22 protein-coding genes and 1 riboswitch are annotated in these 26,359 nt (G+C 72.3%); of the genes, 3 read left to right on the forward strand and 19 right to left on the reverse strand.

Annotation, left to right across the window (positions count from 1 at the left end; genetic code table 11):
- Positions 1–34: 34 nt before the first annotated feature.
- A complete protein-coding gene (locus tag ACSUPV_RS05160) occupies positions 35–2,263 on the reverse strand; it encodes an ATP-binding protein (protein ID WP_436947012.1) in 2,229 nt (742 codons plus the stop codon).
- Between the two features lie 530 nt (positions 2,264–2,793).
- Positions 2,794–4,089 carry an MBL fold metallo-hydrolase gene (locus ACSUPV_RS05165; protein WP_436947013.1) on the reverse strand — a complete coding sequence of 432 codons (1,296 nt, stop codon included), beginning with the start codon at positions 4,087–4,089 and terminating at the stop codon, positions 2,794–2,796.
- A gap of 125 nt (positions 4,090–4,214) precedes the next feature.
- Between ACSUPV_RS05165 and ACSUPV_RS05170 the strand changes: the two genes are divergently transcribed.
- Both ACSUPV_RS05170 and ACSUPV_RS05175 read left to right on the forward strand, forming a co-directional pair.
- Entirely contained in the window at positions 4,215–5,393 is a 1,179-nt protein-coding gene (locus ACSUPV_RS05170; RefSeq protein WP_037770528.1) for a glutamate dehydrogenase, read from the forward strand.
- Positions 5,394–5,468: 75 nt separating this feature from the next.
- Positions 5,469–6,089, forward strand: a complete 621-nt coding sequence (locus ACSUPV_RS05175; RefSeq protein ID WP_078651164.1) for a TetR/AcrR family transcriptional regulator — start codon at positions 5,469–5,471, stop codon at positions 6,087–6,089.
- Positions 6,090–6,195: 106 nt separating this feature from the next.
- Here the strand turns inward: ACSUPV_RS05175 and ACSUPV_RS05180 are convergent, their stop codons facing one another.
- The 4 genes from ACSUPV_RS05180 to ACSUPV_RS05195 all read right to left on the reverse strand — a co-directional run bounded on the left by ACSUPV_RS05180 (position 6,196) and on the right by ACSUPV_RS05195 (position 11,511).
- On the reverse strand, positions 6,196–6,981 hold the full coding sequence (locus ACSUPV_RS05180; protein WP_031112756.1) for an SGNH/GDSL hydrolase family protein: 786 nt from the start codon (positions 6,979–6,981) through the stop codon (positions 6,196–6,198).
- Positions 6,982–7,126: 145 nt separating this feature from the next.
- Entirely contained in the window at positions 7,127–7,843 is a 717-nt protein-coding gene (locus ACSUPV_RS05185; protein WP_031112754.1) for a DUF6250 domain-containing protein, read from the reverse strand.
- A 193-nt stretch (positions 7,844–8,036) separates the two neighbouring features.
- Complete coding sequence (locus ACSUPV_RS05190) at positions 8,037–8,960, reverse strand: M23 family metallopeptidase (protein ID WP_037770533.1); 924 nt, start codon at positions 8,958–8,960, stop codon at positions 8,037–8,039.
- A gap of 4 nt (positions 8,961–8,964) precedes the next feature.
- A riboswitch (cyclic di-AMP (ydaO/yuaA leader) is annotated at positions 8,965–9,125 on the reverse strand.
- Between the two features lie 310 nt (positions 9,126–9,435).
- The gene (locus ACSUPV_RS05195) at positions 9,436–11,511 is read right to left on the reverse strand and encodes an alpha-galactosidase (RefSeq protein WP_436947014.1); all 2,076 of its coding nucleotides are present in this window, start codon (positions 11,509–11,511) and stop codon (positions 9,436–9,438) included.
- Positions 11,512–11,690: 179 nt separating this feature from the next.
- Here ACSUPV_RS05195 and ACSUPV_RS05200 point away from each other — a divergent pair, with 179 nt between their 5' ends.
- Positions 11,691–12,488, forward strand: a complete 798-nt coding sequence (locus ACSUPV_RS05200) for a tyrosine-protein phosphatase (RefSeq protein ID WP_031112749.1) — start codon at positions 11,691–11,693, stop codon at positions 12,486–12,488.
- Positions 12,489–12,503: 15 nt separating this feature from the next.
- On the opposite strand, the gene ACSUPV_RS05205 is transcribed toward ACSUPV_RS05200, so the two are convergent.
- The 13 genes from ACSUPV_RS05205 to hpnC form a co-directional block, all read right to left on the reverse strand.
- Entirely contained in the window at positions 12,504–12,623 is a 120-nt protein-coding gene (locus ACSUPV_RS05205; protein WP_037865280.1) for a DUF6126 family protein, read from the reverse strand.
- On the reverse strand, positions 12,620–13,267 hold the full coding sequence (locus tag ACSUPV_RS05210; RefSeq protein WP_436947015.1) for a helix-turn-helix domain-containing protein: 648 nt from the start codon (positions 13,265–13,267) through the stop codon (positions 12,620–12,622). Before ACSUPV_RS05210 ends, ACSUPV_RS05205 begins: the two co-directional genes overlap by 4 nt.
- Positions 13,268–13,327: 60 nt before the next feature.
- Positions 13,328–14,743, reverse strand: coding sequence for an aspartate aminotransferase family protein (locus ACSUPV_RS05215; protein ID WP_031112746.1), 1,416 nt, complete (start codon positions 14,741–14,743; stop codon positions 13,328–13,330).
- Positions 14,740–16,635 (reverse strand): 1-deoxy-D-xylulose-5-phosphate synthase, encoded by a 1,896-nt coding sequence (gene dxs, locus ACSUPV_RS05220; protein WP_436947016.1) that lies wholly within the window; start codon positions 16,633–16,635, stop codon positions 14,740–14,742. The genes ACSUPV_RS05215 and dxs overlap by 4 nt, the downstream gene beginning before the upstream one ends.
- Before the next feature lie 28 nt (positions 16,636–16,663).
- Positions 16,664–17,821 (reverse strand): flavodoxin-dependent (E)-4-hydroxy-3-methylbut-2-enyl-diphosphate synthase, encoded by a 1,158-nt coding sequence (gene ispG / locus ACSUPV_RS05225; protein WP_037770548.1) that lies wholly within the window; start codon positions 17,819–17,821, stop codon positions 16,664–16,666.
- Between the two features lie 4 nt (positions 17,822–17,825).
- On the reverse strand, positions 17,826–18,848 hold the full coding sequence (hpnH, locus tag ACSUPV_RS05230) for an adenosyl-hopene transferase HpnH (protein WP_031112740.1): 1,023 nt from the start codon (positions 18,846–18,848) through the stop codon (positions 17,826–17,828).
- Positions 18,849–18,853: 5 nt separating this feature from the next.
- Positions 18,854–19,495: a phosphorylase family protein gene (locus ACSUPV_RS05235; protein ID WP_031112739.1), complete on the reverse strand. Its 642-nt coding sequence runs from the start codon at positions 19,493–19,495 to the stop codon at positions 18,854–18,856.
- Entirely contained in the window at positions 19,495–21,489 is a 1,995-nt protein-coding gene (shc, locus tag ACSUPV_RS05240) for a squalene--hopene cyclase (protein ID WP_037770554.1), read from the reverse strand. The genes ACSUPV_RS05235 and shc overlap by 1 nt, the downstream gene beginning before the upstream one ends.
- Before the next feature lie 122 nt (positions 21,490–21,611).
- Positions 21,612–22,679, reverse strand: a complete 1,068-nt coding sequence (locus tag ACSUPV_RS05245; protein ID WP_037770557.1) for a polyprenyl synthetase family protein — start codon at positions 22,677–22,679, stop codon at positions 21,612–21,614.
- Positions 22,680–22,744: 65 nt separating this feature from the next.
- A complete protein-coding gene (gene hpnE / locus ACSUPV_RS05250) occupies positions 22,745–24,157 on the reverse strand; it encodes a hydroxysqualene dehydroxylase HpnE (RefSeq protein ID WP_436947017.1) in 1,413 nt (470 codons plus the stop codon).
- The gene (locus ACSUPV_RS05255; RefSeq protein ID WP_359786433.1) at positions 24,157–24,288 is read right to left on the reverse strand and encodes a DUF6380 family protein; all 132 of its coding nucleotides are present in this window, start codon (positions 24,286–24,288) and stop codon (positions 24,157–24,159) included. The genes hpnE and ACSUPV_RS05255 overlap by 1 nt, the downstream gene beginning before the upstream one ends.
- Positions 24,285–25,235 carry a presqualene diphosphate synthase HpnD gene (gene hpnD, locus ACSUPV_RS05260; protein WP_436947018.1) on the reverse strand — a complete coding sequence of 317 codons (951 nt, stop codon included), beginning with the start codon at positions 25,233–25,235 and terminating at the stop codon, positions 24,285–24,287. The genes ACSUPV_RS05255 and hpnD overlap by 4 nt, the downstream gene beginning before the upstream one ends.
- Positions 25,232–26,134 carry a squalene synthase HpnC gene (gene hpnC, locus ACSUPV_RS05265; RefSeq protein ID WP_436947019.1) on the reverse strand — a complete coding sequence of 301 codons (903 nt, stop codon included), beginning with the start codon at positions 26,132–26,134 and terminating at the stop codon, positions 25,232–25,234. The genes hpnD and hpnC overlap by 4 nt, the downstream gene beginning before the upstream one ends.
- Positions 26,135–26,359: the final 225 nt, after the last annotated feature.

Consider the following 26,359-nt stretch of genomic DNA (forward strand, 5'->3'; position numbering starts at 1 on the left):
GGAGCGCTGGGGGTGGGGGTGGAAACGGGGGTGGTCATCCGGCGGGTGCGCTCCCGTCGTGCCGGGTGGTGGTGTGGTCGGGGCGGGACGCGCCCGCACCGTCCCGTAGGCCGCGTGCCTCGGTGGTGCGGACTGCGTCCATGGAGGCCGGGGTGGTCGAGGAGGACAGCTCGGTGGGGAGCGGCTCCAGTTGTGCCGGCTGCCGGGGGATCGGATCCCTGTGGGCGGGCTCCCTGTCCCTGTGGGAAGACATGGTGTCGCCCCACTCCATGTTCCCGGCCTCCATGTTCTGTTGGGCCTCGGCGAGGCTGATGCCGCGCTGGAAGGCCGCCATCAGACCGGGGTCGTGGCCGACGAGGTGCTCGGGGTCCTGGCGGGGCGCCGGGCCGTCGCGCAACTGGGGTGCGATGTGCTCCTGGGCGCGGCGGCGGGGCAGTTGGGGCTTGCCCATGGTGCCGGGCACGGCGCCGTTGCGCGGGGTGGGCGGCGCGGTCACGTTCTCGGCGAGGATGCGCCGGTCGTCGGCGCTGATGCCGGGCCGGGCCTCGGCCGGGGTGGGCCGCTCGCGGCGGGCGCCGCGCACGGGCAGCGGCGCGGGCCGGCCGTTCTTCGGGCTGCCGCCCGCGGCCGGTTCGGCCGCCTGCCGGTACCCATCGGGCGCGAGGCCGGCCGCGGACGGGCCGGTGGGAACCGCGGACGGGTCGACGGATGCCCTGCCCGGGACGGCGGATGGCGCGGACGGGATGGCGGATGCCGCCGGGCCGGACGACCGCGCCTCGGACGCGGGCACCGGCATGGACGAGAAGCCGGACATCGTCCCCTCGGCGGGAGACCTCCCCTCGGCGGGCGACCTCCCCTCGGACAGGCCGAGGGCTCCGGCTCCACCCGAAGGCTGCCCGCCCTGCGCCGCCCGCCCGTGCTGCCCCGTCTGCCCGTGCTCCCCCGCTTGCCCGTGCTGCCCCGTCTGCCGCATCGGCACGGCCGGGCGCTCCGCACCCGTCGCCGTACCGCCGCCCTGGGGCCGGCCCGCACCGCCGGGCGCTCCCGCCTCCGCCCCGAGCAGCGCCTGCGGCACGACGAGCACCGCCTGCACTCCGCCGTAGATGTTGGTCTGCAGGCGGACGGTGATGCCGTGCCGCCGGGCCAGCTGCGAGACGACGAAGAGCCCGATGCGGCCGTCGGCGAGGAGCCGGGCGACGTTCACCTGGTCCGGGTCGGCGAGCAGCGCGTTCATGCGCGTCTGCTCCTCCAGGGGCATGCCGAGTCCGCGGTCCTCGACCTCGACTGCGAGCCCGGAGGTGACAAGGCCCGCGCGCAGCAGCACCTGGGTGTGCGGGGCGGAGAACACCGTGGCGTTCTCGACGAGTTCGGCCAACAGGTGGATGACGTCGGCGACGGCATGCCCGCGCAGGGTGCCGTCGACGGGCGGCACGAGCTTGACCCGGGAGTACTGCTCGACCTCGGCGATGGCCGAGCGCAGCACCTCGGTCATGGATACCGGGTTGCTCCACTGGCGGCGGGAGACGGCCCCGCCGAGCACGGCGAGGTTCTCGGCGTGGCGGCGGATGCGCGTGGCGAGGTGGTCGACGTGGAAGAGCCCCTTGAGCAGGTCGGGGTCCTCCATCTCGTTCTCCAGCTCGTCCAGGATGGAGATCTCGCGGTGCACCAGGGACTGCAGGCGCCGGGCGAGGTTGACGAACACCTCCAGCTTCTGTTCGCTGCCGGCCTGGCTGGAGAGCTGCGAGGCCTGGACGACGGCGGTGACGGCGCCGTCGTGCGCGCGGGCCAGGTCGCAGGAGAGGAGTTCGAAGTCGTCGGCGTCCTGGGCGGCGCCGTCGCGCGGGCTCTGCGGACTGTGCTGCGGCGGTCCGTCGCCGCGGCGCAGCGTCTCGACCAGGGCGCACAGGTCGGCCTCGCGCCGGACGGTGGCGCGGCGCAGCACGCCGATGCGGTCGCGCACGGACCTGGCGGCCCGGTTGGCCGCCACCGCGGCGACGACGATGCCGACGAGGGTCACGAAGACCGCGCCGGCGAGTACGGCCCACAGCGTGAGGCCCGGCCGTGTTCCGGTGGAGCGGACGGTGAAGAGGACGGCGGCGCAGCCGCTCAGGGCGACGGCGACGGGCGGCAGTACCGCGAGACGCAGCAGTTGCGGCCGTATGTGGGTCTCGGGCAGCGCGGTGGCGGTGCGGGCGGCCGGCCGCCCGTGCCGCCCGCCCTCACGGCGGTCTGCGCGTGCGGCCGGGGCGCGGAGGTGAGACATCGGTGTCCTCGTACTGGTCCGTCGGTCCTGACTGCCAGGGGGGCTCGCGGAGGTGTGGACCGGCTCGCGCGGCCGCTTCCGCGCGCCCCGGGCCGTCCGTCCGGACTCGCGCCGTTCCCGCCCGGCACCGGCCCGGCCGGGGTCCGTATGCCGCTCCGGGGCGGCGGCCACGGCCGCGCCCGTGCCGGCCTCGGTCGCGCTCGGGCAGCGGGGATCCTCCTCGCGTCGACTCCCTCGTCCGCCTTGCGCCTGCACGTGCCGGCCCCCGCTCCTTGATCCGTCTGTTTCCCGACGGCCACTGACAGTAGTCGCCAGCGCATCATGTGCGGTGGGCAGTTGACAAACTCATACGGTGAGCGTCCCGCTCTGGTATGAGGTCTCGTACGACAGACCGATAACCCCGTCATACATCCGACCGCACACGTAAACGTTTCGATCCGACCTGGTCAGAAGCGGTCACACAGAGACGGCGAGGGCCGGGGAGCCTCTCGCTCCCCGGCCCTCGCCGTCCGTCCGTACCGCGCCTCGAGTCAGCCCGCCGGGAGCGTCTCGGGGTCCTCGGTGCCCTTGCCCGCCCCGCCCCGGCCGTCACGCTGCGTATCAGCCTGGGCCACGGCTGCCGCGTCCGAGACGGCCTTGATCGTGGCGTCGGCGAGGGCCTCCCCCACCGAACCGCCACCGACCGAACCGCCGCCGCCCGGACGGCCGCCGGTCGGGGCGAGCGCCACCCCTCGCCACCACGGCTCCGATGGGACAGTCTCGGCCGTGGGCTCGAAGGGCTCGCCCGGGCGGGGCAGGGCGACGCGGGAGCCCACGGCGCGGGCCGCCGCGACCGTGCCCTCGCCCGGATCCGCCCACGGATGTGTCGCCAGGTTGAACGTGGCCCAGTGGATCGGCAGCATCGGGCCGTGCTCCGGTCCGCCCTGGAGGTCCAGGTGGGCGCGCATGCCCTCGTCGGGGGTCATGTGGATGTCGGGCCAGAAGTCGGAGTACGCGCCGATCTGGATCATCGTGGCGTCGAACGGCCCGTGCTCGGCGCCGATCTCCTGGAAGCCGTCGAAGTAACCGGTGTCGCCGCTGTGGTAGATCCGGTGTTCGTCACCGGCGACGACCCAGGAGGCCCACAGGGTGTGCTGGGTGTTGCGCAGTCCCCGGCCGCAGAAGTGCCGGGCCGGGGTGGCCGTCAGGGTGAGGCCGTCGATCTTCGTCGACTCGTGCCAGTCCAGTTCGCGCAGCCGGTCGGCGGAGACGCCCCAGTGCTCCAGGTGGGCGCCGACGCCGAGCGGGACGGCGAACAGCGTGTCCGTGCCGGCCAGGGCCTTGATGGTGGGCATGTCCAGGTGGTCGTAGTGGTCGTGCGAGATGACCACCACGTCGACCGGGCCGAGCGCGGCCAGCGGCAGGGGCACGGGGTGCAGCCGCTTGGGGCCGGCGAAGGGGAACGGGGAGCAGCGTTCGCCCCACACCGGGTCGAAGAGCACCCGGCGGCCGTCGATCTCCGCGAGCACGCTGGAGTGCCCCATCCAGGTCAGGCGCAGCCCGGTGGCCGGCGGCCGGGCGATGTCGGCGAGGGTGGTGGCGTGCACCGGCACCGTGCCCTTGGGGGCGCGGCGGGGCCGGGTCTCCTTGTCGAAGAAGACCTTCGCGAAGTCCAGGGTCGAGCCCGAGGGCCGGGTCCGCGCGGGGCCGCCGGGGTTCTGGAAGACCCCGTCCTTGAAGTGGGGCGATCTGCGGATGCGCGCCATGCGCTCGCCGCTGGGGTCCGCGCCGAACGCCTCGGGCCGCAGCGCGCGGAGCCCGGAGTTCAGGGAACGGGAACCGGCCACGGTACCTCCAGGTGGAGTCGGTCAGGCTTTCCATTATGGTCGGCCCCTCCGACAACACCGGTGCACAGGGGTCCCGCCCGGGGCGATACTGACCGATGATTCAGTAATCTCGCGAAGGAGCCCGCATGTCCGGCCCCCTGCTGTCCCTCACCTGGACCGACCACGTCACCGGCCGGCGGGGCTTCCTGGTCGTCGACCGGCTGGTGCGCGGCGTCGCCAGCGGCGGTCTGCGGATGCGTCCGGGCTGCACCCTGGACGAGGTCGCCGGCCTGGCCCGCGGCATGACCGTGAAGGAGGCCCTGCACTACGACCCCGGCAGCCGCTACGTCCCGCTCGGCGGCGCGAAGGGCGGCATCGACTGCGACCCGCGGGATCCGGAGGCGTACCCGCTGCTGGTGCGCTACCTGCGCGCCATGCGGCCGTACGTCGAGGGCCTGTGGACGACGGGCGAGGACCTCGGCCTCAGTCAGGACCTGGTGGACCTGGCCGCCGCCGAGGCGGGGCTGGTCTCCTCGATCCAGGCCGTGTACCCGCTGCTCGACGACGAGTCCGAGGCCCGGCGGCGGCTCGCGGACGCGTTCGCGGTCGAGGTGGACGGCATCGGCCTGGACGAGTTGGTCGGCGGCTGCGGTGTGGCCGAGGCGGCCCTCACGGCCCTGGACCGGGCGGGCCTGCCGTACGCGGGCACCCGGGTCGCCCTCCAGGGGTTCGGCACCATGGGCGGGGCCACCGCGCGTTTCCTCACGCGCGCGGGGCTCACGATCGTGGCGGTGGCCGACATCAAGGGCACGATCGCCAACCCGGCGGGCCTCGACGTCGAGGCGCTGCTCGCCGCGCGGGACGCCCACGGCACCGTGGACCGTTCGGCGCTGCGGCCGGGCGACCGCGACCTGCCGGGCGACGCCTGGCTGTCGGCCGACGCGGAGGTGCTGGTGCCGGCGGCGGTCTCGTACGCGATCGACGCCGGGAACCAGGGGCGGATCACCGCCCGTTGGGTTGTCGAGGCGGCCAACATGCCGGTACGGCCGGAGGCGGAGCCGCTGCTGGCCGCGCGCGGGGTGACGGTACTGCCGGACGTCGTGGTGAACTCCGGCACGAACGCCTGGTGGTGGTGGACGCTGTTCGGGGACATCGGCGCGGACGCCGAGGAGGCGTTCGCGTACACGCGCCGCTCGATGCGGGCCCTGGTCGAGCTGATGCTCGCCCGCGCGCGGGCCGAGGGGACGACGCCCCGGGCCGCTGCCCACGCGATCGCCGCGGACCGGCTGCCGGTGATCGCGGAGCGGTTCGGCTGGTACCGCTGAGGCGGTCGCGCAGCCTGTGCCGGACCGGCCGGATCCGCACGTCGGGGCCCGGCGGTGCGTGGGTAGGGTGACGGCGTGACGAGAGTCCGGTTGAGCGTGGCGGAACGGCGCGGTGAGCTGCTGCGGGCCGCCATCGAGCAGATCGAGGCCCGGGGCGTGGCGGCGGTCAGGATCGCCGACGTGGCCTCGGCGCTCGGGGTGAGCAACGCGCTGGTGCTCTACCACTTCTCGACGAAGGAGCAGTTGGTCGCCGCCGCGTTCCGGCACGCGGCCGAGGCCGACCTCGCGCACCTGCGCAAGCTGCTCGGCCGCCGTACGTCGGCGCTGCGCCGGCTGCGGTCGGCCGTGCGGTGGTACGCCCCCACCGGCCAGGCCAAGGGCTGGCGACTGTGGATCGAGGGCTGGGCGGCGGCGCTGCGCGAGCCCGCGCTGCGGGAGGTCGCCCAGGACCTCGACCGGCAGTGGAAGGCGGCCATCGCCGAGGTCATCGCGGAGGGAGTGGCGGCGGGCGAGTTCCGCTGCCCGGACCCGCACGGCACGGCCCTGCGCCTCACCGCCCTCCTCGACGGCCTCGCCGTCCAGCTGACGTCCTACGCCGGCGCGGTGCCGCGGGCGCGGGCACAGCAGTGGACGGACGAGGCGCTGGCACGCGAACTGGGCCTGGAGGGGCAGGCGCTGCCGCCCCCGGGGCAGTAGGCCACCGTGGAGCGGGCCGCGCCGGCGTCCGCCGACGCGGCCCTCCCCGCGAAAGGCCCTTTCACGCCACCGAGGCTCAGGCCACGGAAGCCCAAGCCCCGGAAGCTCACGCCACCGAGGCGATCCGCATCCTGATGTCGTCCGGTGACAGCGCCCCCTTGGCCGTCACATGGTCGCCGGACGACTCCCCGCGCAGCCGGCGTCCGATCCACGGCACCAGGAACTCGCGCGCCCAGTGGACGTCGTCCCGCCGGATGTCGAGGGTGCCGCGCGGCGGCAGCGGGGGCCACTCCTGCTCGGGGTCGGCCGGCACGTCCAGGCCGAGTACCTGGCCCGCGCGGAGCGCCACGCGCGTGTGCCCCTCGGGCGACAGGTGCAGCCGGTCGGCGTCCCAGGCCCTGCGGTCCTGCACGCTGCGCAGCGACCACAGGTCGAGGACCGGGCAACCGTACCGGTCGGCGATGGCCCGGACGTGCCCGTTGTAGGTGGCGATCTTGCCGCGCAGGTGCTTGAGCACGGGCATGCCCCGCGTGTCGAAGCCGGTCGTCACCATCACCGTGCCGGCCACGGCGGTGAGCTGTGCGACCGCCCGCTCGAAGCGCTCGGCCACCTCGTCGGGGTCCGTGCCGGGCCGGAGGATGTCGTTGCCCCCGGCGCAGAACGAGACGAGGTCCGGGGCCATGTCGACGGCCCGCGGCACCTGGTCCGCCACGATCTGGTCGAGGAGTTTTCCGCGTACGGCGAGGTTGGTGTACTGGAAGTCGCCCTCGGGCCGGAGGTCGGCGAGCAGGACGGCGAACCGGTCGGCCCAGCCGACGAACGCCCCGTCGGGGCCGGGATCACCGACGCCCTCGGTGAAGCTGTCCCCCACCGCCACGTACGACCCGATCACTGCTCTGCTGTCACTCTTCGAATCGTCTGCCACAGCCGTTCATGATTCACCCTCGAATGTGACCTACGCGACCGTAGGAAAGGGTTGACGGGCGGTGAGATAAGCCACTCCCAAAGTGTTCGCCAACTCCGGAATAGGCTGCCCGTCAGGGATGTTCCGGGGCAAGCCGCCAGACCCGGAAGTCAGTGATTCGGAAATGGCTCCACACGGTCCGGAAGGCGAAGTGCCCGCCGGTGTACGGCTGAGGGTCGGTGTAGCCGAAGACGAGCCGCCCGTTGTTCCACCACCTGACCGTGGAGCCGTCGGAGACGATCCGGACCCGGTTCGGCTCGTTCGGGACGAGCAGCGGCTCGGTGTAGTCGAGGACCAGGGGGCGGACGCCGGGCTCGCCGACGTAACGGCGCAGCCGGGTCGTGGTGTTGTAGTTGGCGCCGTAGCCGGCGTAGTACGTCGTGAGGTGGTCGTACTCGTCGAGGGCCCCGCCGCGGGGCGTCGCGAAGAGGTCGTCCGGGGAGCGGACGTCGGTGGCGTTCCAGAAGTTGTTGAGGTCCGAGACCCGGTCGTTGGCCCCGCCCTCGGAGACGGGAGTGGCGGTGTAGGCGAGGACGTACGGGCCCTCCAGCCGCTGCCTGAACCAGACCGTCGCCCCGCTCGGCACGTCGATCTCCAGGACGCCGCGGGAGGCGGTGACGGTGCCGCCGTCCTGCAGTTCGGTCGCCCACCGGGTCAGGCCGTGGCGGAAGTCGTCGTGGGCGATGAGCCGGCGGTGCCGGGGCGCGGCGCTCGCGTTCGCCGTCGGGGCGAGGGCCGCGAGGGCCGCTCCGGCGGCCAGGGCTCCGAACGTTCTGCGGGTGGTCGGCACGGGACACAGCTCCTTCAGAAAGCGCTTGCACTCTCGACGGGATCACTGTGTCCCAACTGCCGCCCCCTGTCGATCCCTTGAGCCGGTCGACGGGCGCGCGCACACCGAAGTCCGGACGCGCACACCGAAGGCCGGACCCGGGGATCGGGGTCCGGCCTTCGGTGGCGTGTCAGGCAGGTGGTCGTGCGGTCGGTCAGCCGACGGAGACGCCGTGCGAGCGCAGGAAGGCGACCGGGTCCACGTCCGAGCCGTAGCCCGGCGCGGTGCGGATCTCGAAGTGCAGGTGCGGTCCGGTGACGTTGCCGGTGGCGCCGGAGAGGCCGACCTGCTGCCCGGCGGACACGGTCTGGCCGGCCGAGACGGAGAGCTGGGACAGGTGGGCGTACTGGGCGTAGTGGCCGTCGTTCAGCTTGATGACGACCTGGTTGCCGTACGCACCGCCCCAGCCGGCGGAGACGACCGTGCCCGCGCCGACGGCCTTGAGGGAGGTGCCGGTCGGGACGACGAAGTCGACGCCGGTGTGGTAGCCGCTGGACCACATGCTGCCGGACATGCGGTACGGGGTGCCGACGGTGGCACCGTCCACCGGGGAGCTGTAGCCACTGGCGTTGCTCTCGGCGGCCGGCTTGGCGGCGGCCGGCTTCGGGGCGGTCTCCGCCTTCGCGGACGACTCGGCCGCAGCGGGCTTCTTCGCCGGTTTCTCGGCCGAGGCCTTCGGCACGGACGGCGCCTTGGGCGCGCTCGTCGCCGCCTTCTTGCCGATCGAGAGCTTCAGGCCGGGGTGGATCAGCGACGGGTCGTCGCCGACGGCGTCGCGGTTGTCCGAGTAGAGCTTCTTCCAGCCACCGCTGACGTTCTGCTCGTCGGCGATCTTCGCGAGATAGTCACCGGCCTTCACGGTGTACGTGCGCGCGCCCGTGGCCTTTTCTGGAGCCTTCTTCTCGGCGGCCGGTGCGGACTGGACGGCCTTTTCCGGGGCCGACTGCGGGGTGGCGGCGTGGGCGCCGGCGGCCCCCATGAGCGGAAGGGCGAGAGCGGCCCCGCCGGTTCCGGCGACGGCGATGGAGCGGGTGAAACGCTGGGTCTTCGGGCGGCGGTGCTTACCCTTCGCGGGCATGGCGAATTCCTCTCCGGCGCCTACGAGGTGAGCTGTCGGGTGCGGGCTGGAGATGCCCGGCCGCGCCGAGGCGCGGCTTAACCCCAAGCCGTTCCGGGAACCGGAACAGGCGTCGTACCTGTGGGTCCCCCGCTCCTGCCGTACACGGGTCAGTGTGTGCGGGCTCCGGGCGGCGGCAGGATTAGGCGTCCGTCCGGATTGGTGTGGAACGTAAGCGACCAAGACGCAACGGGACAAGCTTGCGGTTGCCTGTGACGGCGTTTTTCTTGACGCGCCGCCACATTTCCCGTCACCGAGCGTGGATTACCGATCTCCCGCTTTCCGCAATGACCCTGAATAGCGCCGGAATTACGTGAACATGGCGACAACGGATCGTCACGAATATGACGATGGTCACGCGCCCCGACCTCATCTCCTTTACGATCGGGGCACGTTATATCCAAACGACCGAAGCGACCTATTCGGACAAGAACGACTACTTCCGCTTAAGACGGACGACCATGGCGTCCAGGTCTCCGCGCAGGCCGACCCGCAGCCCGTGGTGCAGCAGCACGGCACCCCGGTGAATTTCGCCCGTTTCGAGGCATTCGTACTCCGCTGTCGGGTCGAGGCCCCGCAGCCGCAGCGGCGGCACGGGCTCGCCGTAACGCTGCGCCTGGAGCCAGGCGAGGACCACGGTCTCGTCACCGAGGACGTACTGCACCGCACTCGAGCCGCCCTCCGGGGGCCGCAGCCGGTGGAGGTCACCGCGCTGCACCACGGGCCGGATCTCCTTGTAGAGCCCCACCCAGTCCCGCGCCTCGGCGAGCTCCTCGGCCGTCCACTTCGTGAGGTCGCCGCCGACCCCGAGCACCCCGGCCATGGCGCTGACGAACCGGAACCGCAGGGAACTGGCCCGGTGGTTGAGCATGGCGTTCGGGCTGTCGGTGACCCAGGCGGCCATCACGCGCGCGGGGTGGATCTGGCTGAAACCGTGCTGGATGGCGAGCCGGTCGAGCGGATCGGTGTTGTCCGAGGTCCACACCTGGTCCGTGCGGCTCAGCACGCCGAGGTCGATCCGGCCGCCGCCGCCCGAGCAGGACTCGAAGGCCACGCCCGGGTGGGCGGCCCGCAGCCGGTCCAGCAGGGCGTACAGGCCGTGCACGTGGTCGACCCAGAGCCGCTGCGGGTAGGGGTCGCCGGGCCAGCCGGCGTCGGTGAAGCAGCGGTTGAAGTCCCACTTGACGTAGTCGATCGGGGCGCTGGAGAGGAGTCCGTCGAGCTGCTCCCACAGATACTCCCGGACGTCCTCGCGGGCGAGGTTCAGTACGAGCTGATTGCGGAACTCCGTCCGCTTTCGTCCCGGTTGGTACTGCACCCAGTCGGGGTGGGCCCGGTACAGCTCGCTGTCCGGGTTGACCATCTCGGGCTCGACCCAGATGCCGAACTGCATGCCGAGGCCGTGCACGTGGTCGGCGAGCGGCTTCAGCCCGCCGGGGAAGCGGTCGGGATTGGGCGTCCAGTCGCCGAGCCCGGCCCGGTCGCTGGTGCGCGCCCCGAACCAGCCGTCGTCGACCACGAACAGCTCGACGCCCATGGCTGCGGCCCGCTCGGCCAGCGCCCGCTGCTGCTCCTCGGAGATGTCGAACTCGGTGGCCTCCCAGGAGTTGAACAGCACCGGCCGGTCCCGGTCGGCGTCCGGGATGACGTGGGCCCGCTGGTAGGCGTGCCAGGCCCGGCTCGCCCCGCCGAATCCGCCGTCGGTCCAGAGCCCGGCGAAGACGGGGGTGGTGTACGACTCCCCCGTGCCCAGCATCAGCAGGCCCGAGTCGTCGTGGCCGGCGCCGCCGGTGATCTGCACGCGCGCGTCCGGGAGTTGGGCCACGGCGATCCGCCAGGACCCGGACCAGCCCAGGGCGCAGCCGTAGACCTCGCCGCGCTCCTCGGTCGCGTCGGTGTCGAGCGCGACCCACGGCAGGTGCTGGTGGGAGGTGTGGCCGCGGCGGCTGCCGATGACCTTCTCGCCGTGGGTGAGCGGGGAGCGCGTCAGCCGGGACTCGGCGCCCCAGCGGCCGTGCAGCTGGGACAGCCGCCAGGTGTCGCGGTCGGGCAGGGTCCAGGTGGCGGAGTCGGCGCGCAGCACCTCGACGGCGGGCCCCCGGTTGGCCAGGGTCACCCAGCGCTCGACGACGTCCGACGAGGAGCGCATCCGGTAGTGCAGCGTGACGGCCAGGTCGCCGTCGCGGAAGCGGAGCCGCAGCTCACCGTCCTCGGCGTCATGACCCTCGTAGGCCCACTCGGTGCCGCGCCGCTCGGCCGTGCGCAGGGACAGGGCGGGCCGGGCGAAACGGGGGCCGCCCTCGACCGGGTACTCCTCGCGCCCGTCGAGCGGGGACTCGAAGGGCCAGTACTCCGGCAGCGGCCGGACAGCGAGGGCCTCGGCGTCGGCGAGGGCGATCCGGGCGCCCCAGTGGAGGTGCAGCAGTTCGTGGCGGTCGGTGACGTGGACGGCGTAGCTGCTGGCCGGTCCCGACAGCACCCACGTACGTCCGTCTTCGGAGATCTCCAGCATCAAGCCCTCACAGATTCGAACAAGCCCGACCAGGTGCGACCAGGCCGCAACATCATCAAGGGCTCGGGGGGCTCCCTGCAACGCCTGTGGACAACTCATTGCCCCAGGCAGGCATGTCGTATCGTCGAGTGGTGCCCGTCGACGAGCCGCGCCGACGGCGCCGAAGGGGAGGAGCCCTCGTGACGCAGCAGGTCCCGTCGACCGAGCCCGAGCTGGCCGGAGTCCGCAACTTCCGCGATGTGGGCGGGCTGCCGACCGTGGACGGACGGCGGGTGCGGCAGGGAGTGCTGTTCCGCAGCGGCCACCTCGCCCACGCGACCGGTGAGGACGCCGCCTTCCTGTCCGGCCTGGGCCTGCACACGATCTTCGACTTCCGCAACGCGGCCGACCAGAAGCTCGAAGGGCCGGATGTCGAGCTGCCGGGCGTGCGCAATGTGAACCTGCCGCTGAGCGACCCGGCCGACGGCGCCGAGTTCTGGCGGATGGTCCGCGACGGTGATCTGGACCAGCTGCGCGCGATCCTCTCGGACGGCAAGGGCGCGGACCGCATGATCGCCTCCTACCGCACGATCATCCGGAACCGCACGGCCGAGCACTCCCACGTGCTGCACGCGCTCGCCGAGGACAGCGTCCCGGTGCTGATGCACTGCGCGGCGGGCAAGGACCGCGCGGGCCTGTCCATCGCGGTGACGCTGCTCGCGCTGGGCGTCGAGCGGGAGGCGATCGTCGAGGACTACCTGAAGTCCAACGCCAAGCACCGCCGTTACAAGGTGTACCGCAGCAGCTCCCACGCCTCGGCCTACTCCCCCGAGGTCATGGAGCTGCTCAGCCCGCTCTTCGACGCGCGCGCCGAGTACCTCACGGCCGCCTTCGACACCATCGAGGAGACGTGGGGCGGTGTCGACCCCTACCTGGAGAAGGGTCTGAAGCTGGCCCCGGAGACCCGGGAGCTGCTGCGCGAGCGGCTCCTCGACTGAGGCGCCGGCCGGCGGCTACTTGGCGCCTACCTCGAACAGCAGGTAGATGAACGCGGCGAAGACGTGCCCCAGGATGAGGTAGATGAACAGCCGCACCCACAGGGCGCGCGGGAACTTCTCCTCCATGTCCCTCATGGGGGCTCTCCAGGGGTGGGGCCCAGGCACAGGGCGGCCGTGGGGCTCTGCAGCAGGGTGTGGACGAAGAGCAGGTCGACGCCGTCGTGGTCCTCGGCGGCGATCCGGTGCGGGGTGAGCGAGTCGAAGTGGGCGCTGTCGCCGGGCGCCAGCCGGTGCGTGGTGTCCCCGAGGCGCAGCCGCAGTCGGCCCCGCAGCACATGGAGCCACTCCTCGCCGGGGTGGACGCGCACGATGTCGCCCTGGGAGCCGTACGGGACATGGACCCGCAGGGCCTGCATCCCGCGCCCGGAGGCGCCGGCCTGCCAGTAGGTCCAGCCGCCCGCAGCGGTCGGTTCCATGTCGGCGGCGCGGACGACGGCGTCCCGGCCGGCCACGGTCTCCCCGAGCAGTTCGGAGACGGTCGTACCGTAGACGCGGGCGAGCGCGAGCAGCATCGGCAGCGAGGGCTGGCGCTGCCCGGTCTCCAGACGGGAGAGGTGGGCGGGTGACAGCCCGGCGGCGCGGGCCGCGGTCTCCAGCGTCAGGGAGGCCTGGCGCCGCAGCGCCCGCAGCTGGGGCGCGACCGCGGCGGGCAGCGCACCGGCCGGCTGGTCGGCCGGCGAGTCGGCCCCGAGGGGCCGCTCGGTCTCGGAGGAGCTCATGCCTCCATTCAGCCGGAGCCTTGCCTCAGAGGCAAATTTCTTGCCTCAGAGGCAAAAAACTCAGCGGTTCGCCACCGCCTGCTTGACCAGGGTCTTCCCGAAGTCCCACACCAGGCCGCCGTCGTGCGCGTCGTCCATCACGGCCGTGAAGGCCTCGACGAACCGGTCCACCTCCCGCTCGCCGATGACCAGCGGCGGGATCAGCTTGATCACCTCCATGTGGTCGCCGGAGACCTGGGTGAGGATCCGGTGCTTCTGCAGCAGCGGTACCACGACCATCTGCGCGAACAGTCCCTTGCGCGCGGCCTGGAGCATGGTCCAGCGGCTGCGCAGTTTCAGCGACCTGGGCCGGCCGAACTCGATGCCGATCATCAGGCCCCGGCCGCGCACCTCGGCGAGCATCTCGTACCGGTCCGTCAACGCCGCGAGCCGGGACCTGAGCCGCTCGCCGGTGGCCCGGACGTTCGCGACGATCTGCTCGTTCTCCATCACCGACAGCACCGCCAGGCCCGCCGCCATGGCCTGCGCGTTCGATCCGAAGCTCGCCGAGTGGACGAGCACCCGGTCCATGGACGAGTAGACCTTCTTGAAGATCCAGTCCTTGCCGAGTGTGGCGCCCACCGGCACATAGCCGCCGGAGAGCGCCTTGGCCACGCACACCAGGTCGGGCTCCACCCCGTCCTCGTGCTGGTAGCCGTAGAAGTCGCCGGTGCGGCCGAGGCCCGTCTGCACCTCGTCGGCGATGAGCAGCGCCTTGTGCCGGTGCAGCAGTTCCTGGGCGGCGAGCAGGTAGCCGGGCGGGGACTCCAGCACGCCCTTGCCCTGGATGGGCTCGACGATCAGGGCGGCGACGTCACCCTTCCTCAGCTCCCGCTCCAGCGCGTCGAGATCGCCCAGCGGCACGGCCGTGTCGGGCAGCAGCGGGGCGAAGCCGTCGCGGAAACCGGACTCGCCGTTGACGGAGAGGGAGCCGGTGGTCAGGCCGTGGAAGGCGTGCGCGCAGTACAGAACCCGGGGCCGCCCGGTCACGAACCGGGCGAACTTCAGGGCGCCCTCGACGGCCTCGGTGCCGCTGTTGCCGAAGAACACCCGGTCCAGGTGCGGGCTGTGCGCGAGCAGTTTCTCGGCCAGCAGGCCGGGCAGCGGCTGGCAGTCGAACCGGGTGAGGTCGGCGAGACCGGCGTCCAGCACGTCGTGCAGCGCCTTGCGGATCACGGGGTGGTGGCGGCCGAGCCCCATCACCCCGAACCCGGCGAGCATGTCCAGGTAGTCGTTGCCGTCCGCGTCGTAGAAGTAGGCGCCCTCGGCGCGCTCGTAGACCTTGTCGAAGCCGATGGTGTGCAGCATGCGCGGGAGCTGGTGGTTGAGGTACCGGGTGTGCAGCTCGTAGCGCTCGGCTCCGCGCTCGGCCAGCAATGTGCCGAGGTCGAACTCCCCGGCCTGCGACGACTCCGACGCGGACTCGGCGGTTGTCATTCCTGTGGCTCCTTGGACAGCTCTTCCTTGACGGTCAGGCTCGCGCTGATCCGTCCCGCGATCTCGACGGGTGTCAGGCCGATGTCGGCGAGCACCTCGCCGCGCTTGGCGTGCGCGAGGAACTGCTCCGGGATGCCGAACCGCCGTACGGGCACGTCGACTTCGGCATCCCCGAGCGCCAGCGCCACGGCCGAGCCGACCCCGGCGGCCCGGCTGTTGTCCTCGACGACGGCGACCAGGCGGTGTTCCGCGGCAAGTCTCGGGAGCGCCGGGTCGACGGGCTTGACCCAGCGCGGGTCGACGACGGTGCAGCCGATGCCGCGGGCTTCCAGCAGCTCGGCGGCCTGGAGGCAGACGGGCGCCATGACCCCGACGGCGACGAGCAGTACCTCGGGGTCGTCGGCGCGGTGCAGCATATCCAGCCCGCCCACCCGGTCCACCGCCGGGATCGCCGGGCCGACCGACTCCTTCGGGAAGCGCACCAGGGTCGGCGCGTCGTCGACGGCGACCGCCTCGCGCAGCTGGGCCCGCAGCTGGTCGGCGTCGCGCGGCGCGGCGATCCTGAGGCCCGGCACGACCTGGAGGACGGACAGGTCCCACATGCCGTTGTGGGAGGCCCCGTCGGTACCGGTGATGCCGGCCCGGTCGAGCACGAAGGTCGCTCCGCAGCGGTGCAGGGCCACGTCCATGAGCAGCTGGTCGAAGGCACGGTTGAGGAAGGTGGCGTAGACGGCGACGACCGGGTGCAGGCCGCCGGTCGCCAGGCCGGCCGCGGAGACGGCCGCGTGCTGCTCGGCGATCCCGACGTCCCACACCCGGTCCGGGAACCGCTCGGCGAAGGCGCCGAGACCCACCGGGTGCAGCATGGCGGCGGTTATCGCCACCACGTCCTCGCGCTCCTCGCCGATCTTCACGATCTCGTCGCCGAACACGGACGTCCAGGACGGGCCGCCCGCGGGCGAGAGCGGCGCGCAGGTCAGCGGGTCCATCACGCCGACGGTATGGAAGTGGTCCTCCTCGTGGGCGAGGGCCGGTTCGTAGCCGCGGCCCTTCTCCGTGAGGCAGTGCACGAGCACCGGCCCGTGGAAGCGTTTCGCGCGCCGCAGCGCGGACTCCACGGCCTCGATGTCGTGCCCGTCGATCGGACCCACGTACTTCAGGCCCAGGTCCTCGAACAGGCCCTGCGGGGCGAACGCGTCCTTGAAGCCCTTCTTCGCGCCGTGCAGGGCCTCGTAGAGGGTGGTGCCGATCAGGGGCGTGCCCTGGAGCACGTCCTTGCCCCAGGCCAGCACCCGCTCGTAGCCGTCGGTGGTGCGCAGGGTCGCGAGGTGGTTGGCGAGGCCGCCGATGGTCGGGGCGTAGGAGCGTTCGTTGTCGTTGACGACGATGATCAGCGGGCGGTTCTTGGCGGCCGCGATGTTGTTCAGGGCCTCCCAGGCCATGCCGCCGGTCAGGGCCCCGTCGCCGATGACCGCGACGACGTGCCCCTTCTCTCCCTGCACCTGGCGGGCCTTGGCGAGCCCGTCGGCCCAGCCGAGCGCCGTGGAGGCGTGGCTGTTCTCGATGACGTCGTGCTCGGACTCCTCGCGCGAGGGGTAGCCGGACAGGCCGCCCTTGCCGCGCAGCTTGGAGAAGTCCTGGCGTCCGGTCAGCAGTTTGTGGACGTAGCTCTGGTGGCCGGTGTCCCACAGGATGCGGTCGACCGGTGACTCGAAGACCCGGTGCAGGGCGACGGTCAGCTCCACCACCCCCAGGTTGGGCCCCAGATGGCCGCCTGTCCTGGCGACCGCGTGTACCAGGAACTCCCTGATCTCGTCGGACAGTTCACCGAGTTCCGCCTCGGACAGCGCCTTCAGGTCGCGTGGTCCCCGGATGGTCTCCAGAATCGTCACGCTCGGGCCCCCTTCGGTTCCGTGCTGCTCAGCTCACGGTGACGGCCGGCTCCCCCGACCCCACGCCGTCCTGCTCCATCTGCGCGGCGAGTTTCATCGCCTCGTCGATCAGCGTCTCGACGATCTTCGACTCGGGGACGGTCTTGACGACCTCGCCCTTCACGAAGATCTGCCCCTTTCCGTTGCCGGAGGCCACCCCCAGATCGGCCTCCCGGGCCTCGCCGGGACCGTTGACCACGCACCCCATGACGGCGACGCGCAACGGCACTTCCATGCCCTCCAGTCCGGCCGTGACCTCCTCGGCCAGCTTGTAGACGTCGACCTGGGCGCGTCCGCAGGAGGGGCAGGAGACGATCTCCAGGCCGCGCTGCCGCAGCCCCAGGGACTCCAGGATCTGGATGCCGACCTTGACCTCCTCGACCGGCGGCGCCGACAGCGACACCCGGATCGTGTCGCCGATGCCCCGGGACAGCAGCGCGCCGAAGGCCACCGCCGACTTGATCGTGCCCTGGAAGGCGGGACCGGCCTCCGTGACTCCCAGGTGCAGCGGGTAGTCGCACTGCTCCGCGAGCTGCCGGTAGGCCTCGATCATCACGACCGGGTCGTTGTGCTTGACGGAGATCTTGATGTCGCGGAAGTCGTGCTCCTCGAACAGGGACGCCTCCCACAGGGCGCTCTCCACGAGCGCCTCCGGGGTGGCCTTGCCGTACTTCTGCAGCAGCCGCCGGTCCAGCGACCCCGCGTTGACGCCGATCCGGATCGGCGTGCCGTGGTCGCGGGCCGCCCGGGCGATCTCCTTGACCCGGTCGTCGAACTGCTTGATGTTGCCGGGATTGACGCGTACGGCCGCGCAGCCCGCCTCGATGGCCGCGAACACGTACTTGGGCTGGAAGTGGATGTCGGCGATGACCGGGATCTGCGACTTGCGGGCGATGGTCGCGAGCGCGTCCGCGTCGTCCTGCGTGGGGCAGGCGACGCGCACGATCTGGCAGCCGGACGCCGTGAGTTCGGCGATCTGCTGGAGGGTGGCGCCGACGTCCGAGGTGCGGGTCGTCGTCATCGACTGCACCGACACCGGGGCCCCGCCCCCGACCGCCACCGGACCGACCTGGATCCGCCGCGACACACGCCGCTCGGCGATCGGCCGGACCGGCACCTCGGGAACGCCCAAGGGGATGGCGGTCATGGCGTCACTCCCGGTTCCCGGAGACCGTCTCGCGCAGGGCGCGCAGGGACTCCGTCAGCGATCCCATGGTGGCGAGGACGGCGGTGGGCTCGTAGCCGCAGTGCGCCATGCAGTTGGCGCAGCGCGGGTCCTTGCCGCGGCCGTACTTGTCCCAGTCGGTCTCCTCGACCAGCTCCCGGTACGTCGGCACGTACCCGTCGCTCATCAGGTAGCAGGGGCGCTGCCAGCCGAAGAGCGAGTAGTTCGGGATCGCCCACGCCGTGCACGGGAAGTCGACCTTGCCCTCCAGGAAGTCCAGGAAGAGCGGGGAGTGGTTGAGCCGCCAGCGCCGCCGGTTGCCGCCCGCGAAGGCCTTCTTGAACAGCTCGCGGGTCTGCTCCACGCCGAGGAAGTGCTCCTGGTCGGGGGCCTTCTCGTAGGCATAGGCGGGCGAGATCATCATCTCGTCGACCTGGAGGTCGTCGTTGAGGTAGTTGAGCACCTCGATGATGGTCTGCGGGGTGTCGGTGTTGAAGAACGTCGAGTTGGTGGTGACCCGGAAGCCGCGCCGCTTGGCCTCCTTGATCGCCTCCACGGCCTCGTCGAAGACGCCCTCCTTGGCCACCGACTCGTCGTGCCGCTCGCGCAGCCCGTCGATGTGCACCGCGAAGGCGAAGTAGGGGGAGGGCTGGAACTTGTCCATCTTCTTGCGCAGCAGCATGGCGTTGGTGCACAGGAAAACGTACTTCCGCTTGGCCACCAGCTGACGCACGATCTCGTCGATCTGCGGGTGCATCAGCGGCTCGCCACCGGCGATGGACACCATCGGGGCACCGGACTCCATGACCGCCCCCACGGCCTGGGCGACCGGCATGCGCTGTTTGAGCACCCCGGCCGGATGCTGGATCTTGCCACACCCCTCGCACTTGAGGTTGCAGGCGAACAACGGCTCCAACTCGACGATCAGGGGGAACTTGTCCCGCCGCCGGAGCTTCTGTTCAGCCAAGTACGTAGCGACCTTGATGGACTGTCGGAGCGGCATGGCCATCTGGCTCACCTCCTGGGGAGCAGCAAGGAACGGTGCCATTCGAAGAAAGCGGGAAGAACGGAACGAAGAACACGGAAAGCTGATATTCCACCGCGCACCGTGCCGATCCGGACGAGTTCATGTTCAGGAGCGTCCACGACCACCCGGACGGCCGCAACCGGGCGCTCGCCCGCGCGCACGGCGCTCAGGAGCGTGGCCGCCGACTCCATGTCGACCGCGATCGCGCCGGTCGCGAGCAGTTCGGACCGTTCGTGACCGCGCACGACGTGGTCGGAACCGGTGAGCGGCCCGGTGTGCACGGTCCGCCCGGGCACCACCCGGCCCAGCTCCTTGACCAGCAGCTCCGTCCCCACGCAGGGGGTCGTGGAGCGCGGGTCGCGGGTCTCCTCGGCGACGACCAGGTCCCCGGGGTGCATGCCCGGCGCGAGCCCCGCGCAGAAGCCGGTGGCCAGCACGGCGGCGTCGCGCAGGGCCGGGTCGGCGAGCACGCGCGTGACGGACCGCTCGGCCGCCACTGGTCCCATGCCCGTGCGCAGCACGGTGACCGGCCCGCCGGCGCCGCCCCGGCCGCCCGCGCGCAGGGCGAACTGCTCGATGCCGAGCGCACAGGCGACCAGCAGCGGGGACGGGGCGGGCTGTGGGCTCATCAGCTCCCCTTGAGCCGGTCGGCGAAGGGCTCCCCGTGGACGTACCGGCCGAGCGCGGTGAGCGGGAACACCTGCCGGTAGAGGTGGTAGTTGATCGAGAAGTCCCACGGGAAGCCGGTCCCCGTGAAGTAGGGCTCGTCCCAGGAGCCGTCCTCCCGCTGGGTGGCGGCGAGCCACTCGACGCCCCGTTCGACGGCCTTGGAGTCCCGCTCGCCCGCCGCGAGCAGCGCCAGCAGCGCCCACGCCGTCTGGGAGGCGGTGGAGGCGCCCTTGCCGCTCCATTCCCGGACGTCGTGGTAGGAGCGCAGGTCCTCGCCCCAGCCGCCGTCGTCGTTCTGCACCGACTCCAGCCAGGCCACCGCCCGCCGGATCGCCGGGTGCGCGGCGGGGATGCCCGCGGCGACCAGGGCAGGGACGACGGACCCGGTGCCGTAGACGTAGTTGACGCCCCAGCGCCCGAACCAGGAGCCGTCCGGCTCCTGCTCGGCGAGCAGCCACTCGATGCCGCGCCGGGTGCGCGGGTCGTGGGCGAGCCCTTCGACCGCGAGCATCTCGACGACGTGCGCGGTGACGTCGGCGGAGGGCGGGTCGATGACCTCGCCGAAGTCGCAGAACGGCAGCCGGTTCGGGAAGGGGCTGGTGTTGTCGGCGTCGAAGGCGGCCCAGGCGCCGTTCTTCGACTGCATGCCGAGGGTCCAGCGCAGGGCGCGCCCGATCGCCTTGTCGACCCGCTCCGGGTCGTGGTGGGTGATCCGGCGCAGCGCGAGGACGACCTCGGCGGTGTCGTCGATGTCGGGGTAGTTGTCGTTGTGGAACTCGAACGCCCAACCGCCGGGCGGCAGTTCCGGCCGCCGTACGGCCCAGTCGCCGGGGCGGACGATCTCCTCGCCGAGCATCCAGTCCGCCGCCTTGACCAACTGCGGGTGGTCGGGGGGCAGTCCGGCGTCGACGAGGGCGATCGCGGCCAGGCAGGTGTCCCAGACCGGCGACTGGCAGGCCTCGATCATCCGGGCCCCGTCCTCGCGCCACACGGCGAACCGGTCCAGGGACGCCAGCCCCTCGCGCATCACGGGGTGCTGGAGGTCGTAGCCGAGCAGGTGGAGCGCGATGATCGAGTACACGGCCGGGGGCTGGATGCCGCCCCAGCAGCCGTCGTTCTCCTGCCGCTCGATGATCCAGCGGGCGGCGCTGTCCATGGCGGCCTTGCGGAGTCGGCGCGGGGCGACCTTCCGCAGGGCGTGCAGGGCCTTGTCCATCCGCTGGAAGGCCCCGTCCCAACTCAGCGGCGGGTCGAGGACCCTGGGCGGGTTCGGGCGGGCCGGGTCGGTGTGCAGCTCGTCGAGCGGGAAGGGCGCGGGGCGCACCGGCCGCTTGGCGGAGACGATCGTCAGCGGCACTATCGTCTGCCGGGCCCAGCAGCCGAAGTCGTAGATGTTGAGCGGCAGCCACTTGGGGAAGAAGATGAGCTCCGGCGGGAGTTCCGGGAGGTCCTCCCACTTCCACCAGCCGAACAGGGCCAGCCAGATCCGCGTGAAGACCCGGGCGGCGGCGATGCCGCCCTGCGCGCGGATCCAGGCGGAGGCCTTCGCCATGTGCGGGGCGTCGGGGGCGTCACCGGCCAGGCGGAGGGCGACGTAGGCCTCGATGGTGGTGGAGAGTTCGCCGGGGCCGCCGTAGAAGGTGCCCCAGGTGCCGTCCTCGCGCTGCTCGCCGCGGATGAAGAGCGCGGCGGCCCGGGTGGTCGCCTCGTCGCGGATGCCGAGGAACTGACGGAGCAGCAGGTCCTCGGCGTCCATGGTGACGTTGGTCTCGAGGTCGCCCTTCCACCAGCCCTGGGCGTCCTGGCGGGAGAGCAGGAAATCGGTGGCACGCTGGGCGGCGCGGGCGGCGGCTTCCGGTACCCCGGCCGCCACGGGCTTGTCGGTGTCGGTGTCGCTGGCCGCGTCGGCTCGGGGTCGCAGGGCCCCGGTGCTTCCGTCGGTCGTCGCTGTCATGGCTTCCCCTTCGTGCAGTCCTGCAAGGCGTGCATCTGCGGTGGGTCCGCCGTCGGCCGGTGCCACGAGGAGACTCGCGGCACCGGCCGGCGACTACGCGAGTGCTATTCGACCGATAGTGATCATCTCTTTCGTACGACGACGAAGTCCGCGAGCGCCGTGAACTGTGCCCGCACCCGGTCGGGCATGTCCACGGCGTCGAGGGCCTCGATGGCGATGGTGTGCTGACGTCGTGCCTCGTCGGCGGTCCACTCGCGGCCGCCCGCCTCCTCGATGAGGGCGGCGCGGGCCGCGAACTCCTCCTCGGAGAAGTTCTCGAAGTCGCTGGCCTTGGCGTCGGCGGCGAGCAGCTCGCCGAGCCGCTCGGAGGCGGATCCGCCCGCCGCGAGCGCGGCCACGACCGGCAGCGACTTCTTGCGCTGACGCAGGTCGCTCCAGGTCTGCTTGCCGGTGGAGACCGGGTCGCCCCAGATGCCGAGGAGGTCGTCGACGGCCTGGAAGGCGAGGCCCAGGTGGTAGCCGTACTTCTCCAGCGTGTCGGCGGTGCGGTCGTCGGCGCCGCCGAGGACCGCGCCGATGGAGCTGGCGCAGGCGAGCAGGGCGCCGGTCTTGTTGCCCTCCATCTCCAGGCACTCCGCGACGCTGACGCGGTCGCGGTGCTCGTAGGAGATGTCCTGGGCCTGGCCGTCGATCAGGGCGCGGGTGGCGGTGGTCAGACGGCGGGTGGCGCGGCCGGCCTCGACGGTGCCGAGTTCGAGGAGCACCTCGCCCGCGAGGGCGAACAGGGCGTCGCCGACCAGGATGGCCTGGGCGGGGCCGTGCACCTTCCACACCGTGTCACGGTGGCGGCGCTGTTCGTCGCCGTCCATGAGGTCGTCGTGGAGGAGGGAGAAGTTGTGGACGAGTTCCACGGCGACGGCGCCGGGGACGCCGGTCTCGGGGGCGGCGGACATGACTTCGGCGGACATGACCGCGAGGGCGGGGCGCACGGCCTTGCCGCCGTCGCCCTCGGCCGGCCTGCCCTGGGCGTCGATCCATCCGAAGTGGTAGGCGGCAACAGTGTCCATGGGAGGTGCCAGGCGGTCGACGGCCGCCCGCAGTACCGGTGTGGCCAGGGTTCGGCCGCGCTCCAGCAGCGCGGTCACGTCCACCGCCTCGGCAGTCTTCGAGGCCGGGGGCACAGTGGGCACAGTCTCTCCTCTTGTCGCGGTACCGGGGGTGCGGGGGCCGCCTGCCGCGTCGTGCCGAGCGAGCATCACGCCGCCTCCTCGAACTCGAAGAGGTGCTGCGGGCGGGGCCGGCCCAGGGCGCCCAGCACGGCGTCCGCCGCGCTCACACCACTGCGGACCGCACTCTCCATGGTCGCGGGCCACCCGGTGGCGGTCCACGCTCCGGCCAGGTAGAGGCCGGATGCCTTGGTGCGGGCGCCGGGCCTGAGGCGCCCGACGCCGGGGGCGGGAGCGAACGTCGCCGTGCGCTCCCGGGTGACGAAGAAGTCCCTCACTTCGGCGCCGCGGGTCAGCGGCAGCAGCCGCTCCAGCTCCGGCAGGTACCGCTCGCGCAGCACCGCCACGGGCGCGTCGATCTCGTCCTGGGCCGTCGACTGCGACAGGGCGAGGTACTGCCCCTGGCGCAGCCCGGAGGCCTCGGTCCGGTCGAAGACCCACTGCACCGGGGTGCCGAGGGCGGTGAAGAACGGCCGGCCGAGCACCTTCCGGTCGTACACCACATGGACGTTGAGGATCGGCGCGGTGCCGATCCGCAGGAGCCGTTCCGGCGCGTCGAGGGCGCCCTCGGGCAGCAGGTCGTGCGCCTCCCGCTGCGGTACGGCGAGCACCACCGCGTCCGCTTCGAGCGTCTCGCCGGGAACCTCCACGCTCCACCGTCCGTTCACCTCTGCGGAGACGGAGGTGACGCGTGTACGGACCTCGGTACGGACGCCGGCGGAGTGGAGCGCCTTGCGGGCCAGCCGGTCGTGCAGTTCGCCCAGCGGGACGCGCGCCCAGCCGATGTCGGCCGCGCCCGGGTCGGACAGCAGACCGGTCTTGAACACCATCGCGGCGAGTCCGAGGGAGGCGTCGGAGGCGATCGCGTTGAGGGTGGCGACCCCGACCAGGTCCCACAGGGCCTCGACGGCACGCGCCGACTGGCCGTGCGCGGCCAGCCAGCTGCCGAAGTCCTGGGTGTCCAGCGCCGGGTCGGTGAGGTCGAGTCCCTTGAGTGCGAGCGCGGCCCGGCCCACCTTGGCGCGGTCGGCGAGCGACAGGTGCGGATAGGTGGCGAGGCTGCGCCCCAGGTGCAGGGGCACGGGCAGCGCGTCCCGCCGCAGCCTGCCGAGCCGCCGCCCCGCGGGCCGTGCGACGTCCAGGACGGGTACGTCGAGCCGGTCCTGCAGCGGGGCCAGTGCCGCGCCCTCGATGCGGTCGAGGAACCAGCGGTAGGCGGTGCAGCAGCGCAGGTACACGTGCTGTCCGTTGTCGACGGTGAGATCGCCGCGCTGGAAGGAGAAGGCCAGGCCGCCCAGTCTCGGCCTGCCCTCCAGCAGGGTGACGCGCACCCCGGCGTCGGCGAGCGCCAGCGCGGTGGTGATGCCGGCGAGCCCGCCGCCCACCACGACGGCGTGCCGTCCGTCCGCGACCGGTCCGTGGGACCGCGTGCCGTGGGTCATCACGCCCCCTCCCCTGCGCGGCGGCCGTGCTGCTCGAGCGGCACACGACCGGCCGTCTCCGTCAGGGACGCGGGCCCCGGCCGGAGGGTTGCCCGCCGCTTCGTGCCGAGGGCGGCATCTGTGTGCGTCACACACGCCTCCTGACGGTCCGTCGGGTCACATGCCGGGCGTCCAGGCCGGACAGGCCGCGCACCGCGACGTACGCCTTCTCCCGGCCGGGCAGGGAGACCCGGCCGCGCAGCACGGCCTCCGGGTCGCGCTCGATGCGGTCGAGGAGGCGGCGGTAGATGCCGGCCATGGCGGCGACGCAGGCGCCGCTGCGCCGGTCGAGCATGGGCAGCAGCCGGTAGCCCTCGGCGAAAAGAGCGCGGGCCCGTCGCACTTCGAAGTGCACGAGGCCCGTGAAGTCGGAGCCCTCCGGTGGCCGCGGCCCGCTGAAGCCCGCCGAGCAGCCGAATTTCGCGAGGTCGTCGGCGGGCAGGTAGGTCCGTCCGCCCACGGCGTCCTCGCGGACGTCCCGGAGGATGTTCGTGAGCTGGAGCGCGAGCCCGAGCGTGTCGGCGTACTCGGGCGCGCGGTCGACGCCGCGCGCCCCCGGTTCCGTGCCGAACACACCGAGCGAGAGACGCCCGATGGCGCCCGCCACGCAGCGGCAGTAGACCTTCAGGTCGTCCCAGGTCTCGTAGGTCTCGCCGCGGACGTCCATCAGGACGCCGTCGATGAGCTCGTCCAGACCGCCGAGCGGGATCGGGAAGTGCCCGGCGGCGTGCGTGAGGGCGACGGCCACCGGGTCGGTGTCGTCCTCGTCGACCTCGCCGTCGCGGATCCGGGTGAGCAGCGCCCGGGTCTCCTCCAGCCGGGCGACCTTGATGTCGTCGGCGAGCGCGCCGTCGCCGATGTCGTCGACCCGCCGCGAGAACGCGTAGAGCGCCGACATCGCGCGGCGCTGGGGCGTCGGCAGCAGCCGGATGCCGTAGGCGAAGTTCCGGGCCTGACGCCCGGTGACGGCCTCGCAGTAGCTGTAGGCGGCGAGTACCGGTGGGGACGCGTGTGGTTCCGACTCCACGGTCCGGATCACCCCTCTCCTCGCAGGGTCACGCCCACCTCACGCAGCAACTGGACCTTGCCGGGCTTGGGCGGGCCGGGAAGTACGTCGTAGTCGGCGGCGGCGATCGCGTGCAGAGCCGCCCTTCCCCCCGCCACGAACCCTGCGAGCAGCAGCTTCAACCTGCCGTGGACGCTACCCACCAGGGGGGCGCCTTCATTCAGGAGATCCCGGGCCCTTTGCGCTTCGTACGCAATCAACGCACGGACCGACGCTCCGGCGGTTTTCGTGGCGAGATCCGCCTCCTCGACGTGGAAACGCTTCATGTCGGCGGCGGGCAGGTACACGCGGTCGCGGTCGAGGTCCTCGGCCACGTCCTGGAGGTGCTCGACGATCTGGAGGGCGGTGCAGATCATGTCGGAGCGGCGGATCCGCTCGGGCGTCGAGGTGCCGGTGACGGCGAGGACGAGCCGGCCGACGGGGTTGGCGGACAGCTCGCAGTAGGCGAGCAGGTCGTCGTAGGTCTCGTAGCGGCCGACCAGCTGGTCCTGGCGGTTGGCGGCGATCAGGCCGAGGAACGGCTCGGGGGTCAGGGAGCACCGGCGGACGGTCGGCTGGAGGCGCCGCAGCAGGGGGTGGCGGGGCGTCGCGTCGAAGACCCTGCGCAGGTCGGCCTCGAAGGCGTCCAGCAGGACCAGCCGGTCCTCGGCCTCCTGCGGGGGGACACCGAGCAGCCGGGCGTCGGCGCCGCCGGGGGCCAGGTCGCCGTCGCCGATGTCGTCGACCAGGCGGGCGAAGCCGTAGACGGCCATGAGGTCGGTGCGCCAGGCCCGGGGCAGGAAGAACGGGGCCACCGGGAAGTTCTCGCCCGCGGCCTTGTCGAGGGTGCCGCGCTCCGGGTCGAGGGGGCGCGCCGTGCCGGTGCCCGTCACCGACGGCTGCCCGGTGCGGGGACGGCGCGTGCTGTGTGGAGCTGGGGAGTTTCCGTAGCCATTGCCGTCACATCTCCCGTTCTACACTGCCGACCCAATACGCACTATTTCGGACACGCCACCCGGCCGTCCGCACGGCGGTGCGACGGGCGGTGTCGCGCATTATCGCCCTGATTGCCGTGTTTCGGGACCGGTACAGCTTACGTTGTACAACGCATCGAGGAT

Origin of the sequence: Streptomyces sp. SudanB52_2052 (assembly GCF_964272415.1) — a bacterium.
Classification (GTDB): Bacteria; Actinomycetota; Actinomycetes; order Streptomycetales; family Streptomycetaceae; genus Streptomyces; species Streptomyces olindensis.

Coding starts and splice junctions, on each gene's coding strand:
- hpnE (WP_436947017.1), bottom strand. CDS start 24,157: ATGACCCACGGCACGCGGTCCCACGGACCGGTCGCGGACGGACGGCAC.
- ACSUPV_RS05205 (WP_037865280.1), bottom strand. CDS start 12,623: ATGAGGGACATGGAGGAGAAGTTCCCGCGCGCCCTGTGGGTGCGGCTG.
- ACSUPV_RS05195 (WP_436947014.1), bottom strand. CDS start 11,511: ATGCTGGAGATCTCCGAAGACGGACGTACGTGGGTGCTGTCGGGACCG.
- shc (WP_037770554.1), bottom strand. CDS start 21,489: ATGACAGCGACGACCGACGGAAGCACCGGGGCCCTGCGACCCCGAGCC.
- ACSUPV_RS05235 (WP_031112739.1), bottom strand. CDS start 19,495: ATGAGCCCACAGCCCGCCCCGTCCCCGCTGCTGGTCGCCTGTGCGCTC.
- ACSUPV_RS05215 (WP_031112746.1), bottom strand. CDS start 14,743: ATGACAACCGCCGAGTCCGCGTCGGAGTCGTCGCAGGCCGGGGAGTTC.
- ACSUPV_RS05160 (WP_436947012.1), bottom strand. CDS start 2,263: ATGTCTCACCTCCGCGCCCCGGCCGCACGCGCAGACCGCCGTGAGGGC.
- hpnH (WP_031112740.1), bottom strand. CDS start 18,848: ATGGCCATGCCGCTCCGACAGTCCATCAAGGTCGCTACGTACTTGGCT.
- ACSUPV_RS05170 (WP_037770528.1), top strand. CDS start 4,215: ATGTCCGGCCCCCTGCTGTCCCTCACCTGGACCGACCACGTCACCGGC.
- ACSUPV_RS05190 (WP_037770533.1), bottom strand. CDS start 8,960: ATGCCCGCGAAGGGTAAGCACCGCCGCCCGAAGACCCAGCGTTTCACC.
- ispG (WP_037770548.1), bottom strand. CDS start 17,821: ATGACCGCCATCCCCTTGGGCGTTCCCGAGGTGCCGGTCCGGCCGATC.
- ACSUPV_RS05210 (WP_436947015.1), bottom strand. CDS start 13,267: ATGAGCTCCTCCGAGACCGAGCGGCCCCTCGGGGCCGACTCGCCGGCC.